The 2,192-nt window shown below is 70.9% G+C and carries 1 protein-coding gene; it reads left to right on the top strand.

Annotated elements, in window-relative coordinates:
- Positions 1–2,046: transcription-repair coupling factor (mfd, locus tag G6027_RS13715; RefSeq protein WP_182637656.1), on the top strand; the 2,046-nt coding region annotated here is incomplete at its 5' end.
- Positions 2,047–2,192: the final 146 nt, after the last annotated feature.

Below are 2,192 nucleotides of genomic sequence, written 5' to 3'. Positions count from 1 at the left end.
GAGCGGCAGGTGCGCGGCGGGGACGGCTCGAGCCGCCGCGAGTACGTGGTGATCGAGTACGCCCCCGGCAAACGCGGCGGCGCCGGCGACCGCTTGTTCGTGCCGATGGAGTCGCTGGGCCAGCTGAGCCGCTACGTGGGCGGGGAGGCGCCGACGCTGAGCAAGATGGGCGGCGCCGACTGGCAGAACACCAAGCGCAAGGCCCGCAAGGCGGTCCGCGAGATCGCCACGGAGCTGGTGCAGCTCTACGCCAAGCGCCAGTCCGCCCCGGGCCGCGCCTTCGGCCCCGACACCCCGTGGCAGCGGGAGATGGAGGACGCGTTCCCGTTCACCGAGACCGTCGACCAGCTCACGGCGATCGAGGACGTCAAGGGGGACATGGAGAAGACCGCCCCCATGGACCGAGTGGTGGTGGGCGACGTGGGCTACGGCAAGACCGAGGTGGCCGTGCGGGCGGCGTTCAAGGCCGTGCAGGACGGGACGCAGGTGGCCGTGCTGGTGCCCACCACGCTGCTCGCGCAGCAGCACCAGGCGACGTTCGTCGAGCGCATGACCGGGTTCCCGGTCACAGTGAAGGGGCTCAGCCGGTTCACCTCGGACGCCGAGGCCAAGGAGGTGCTCAAGGGGCTGGCCGACGGCACGGTGGACGTGGTGATCGGCACCCACCGGCTGCTGGCCACCGCGGTGCACTGGAAGAACCTCGGCCTGGTGGTGGTGGACGAGGAGCAGCGCTTCGGTGTGGAGCACAAGGAGCACATCACCTCGCTGCGCACCCACGTGGACGTGCTGACCATGTCCGCCACGCCCATCCCGCGGACGCTGGAGATGTCGCTGGCCGGGATCCGCGAGATGAGCCAGATCCTCACCCCGCCAGAGGAGCGGCTGCCCGTACTCACCTACGTGGGCGCGCATTCGGACAAGCACGTCGCGGCCGCCATCCGCCGCGAGTTGCTGCGCGAGGGGCAGGTGTTCTACGTGCACAACCGGGTGCGGACCATCGACGCCACCGCCGCGAAGATCCGTGACCTGGTGCCCGAGGCGCGCGTGGTGGTGGCCCACGGGCAGATGGGGGAGGAGCAGCTCGAGCAGACCGTCGGCGGGTTCTGGAACCGCGACTACGACGTGCTGGTGTGTACGACCATCGTCGAGACCGGTCTGGACATCTCCAACGCCAACACCCTGATCGTCGACCGCTCCGACCAGCTGGGCCTGTCGCAGATGCACCAGCTGCGCGGGCGCGTGGGCCGCTCCCGTGAGCGCGGGTACGCCTACTTCCTCTACGACCCGGAGAAGCCGCTCACCGAGACCGCCTACGACCGGCTGGCCACCATCGCCCAGAACAACGACCTGGGCGCAGGCATGGCCGTGGCGATGAAGGACCTCGAGCTGCGCGGCGCGGGCAACGTGCTGGGCGCCGAGCAGTCCGGTCACATCGCCGGCGTCGGCTTTGACCTCTACATCCGTCTGGTGGGCGAGGCCGTGGAGGCCTACCGCGCGATCGCCGACGGCGAAACTGTGGAGGTCGAGGAGGAGCAGGGCGAGATCCGCATCGAGCTGCCCGTCGACGCCTACATCCCGGTCGAATACGTCGACGGCGACCGGCTGCGGCTCGAGGCGTACCGCAAGCTGTCCCAGGCCAGGGCGCCCGAGGACATCGACGCGGTGGTCGAGGAACTGGTGGACCGCTACGGGCCCATGCCCGCCGAGGCCCGGCGCGTGGTGTCGGTGTCGCGGCTGCGGCTCGTGTGCCAGAAGTACAAGGTGCGGGAGATCGTGCTGGCCGGCTCCCGCCTGCGCGTGGGCCCGCTCGACCTGCTCGACTCCCAGCAGATCCGGCTCAAGCGCATGTACCCGGCCGCCCAGTACCGGGCCACGCAGAAGACCGTGCTGCTCCCGCTGCCCAAGGCCGCAGGTGCGCGCGGTGCGGGAGCGGAGAAGGCGCGCGACGACGAGATGCTGCAGTACGCCGCCGACTTCCTCACCGCCATGGCCGGGGATCCCGAGGGCTCCCACCCGGTGATCCAGCCGGAGCTGGTGTCGGTGTGAGTCCCGAGCCCGGCCCCGGCGCCGGTCGGTCCGCGCCCGGCCCCCATCGAAAAGAGCGTTCCGCACAGATCCACTCGGCCGATGTGTCCGAAACGCTCTTCTCGACGGGCGCGGGCGAGGGCACGGGCGCGGGCTCGGGCGCGGGC

The organism is Dietzia sp. SLG310A2-38A2 (assembly GCF_014145095.1).
Taxonomy (GTDB): domain Bacteria; phylum Actinomycetota; class Actinomycetes; order Mycobacteriales; family Mycobacteriaceae; genus Dietzia.
Note: the sequence above shows the minus strand (reverse complement) of the source record. Positions and strands in the feature narration are given on the sequence as shown.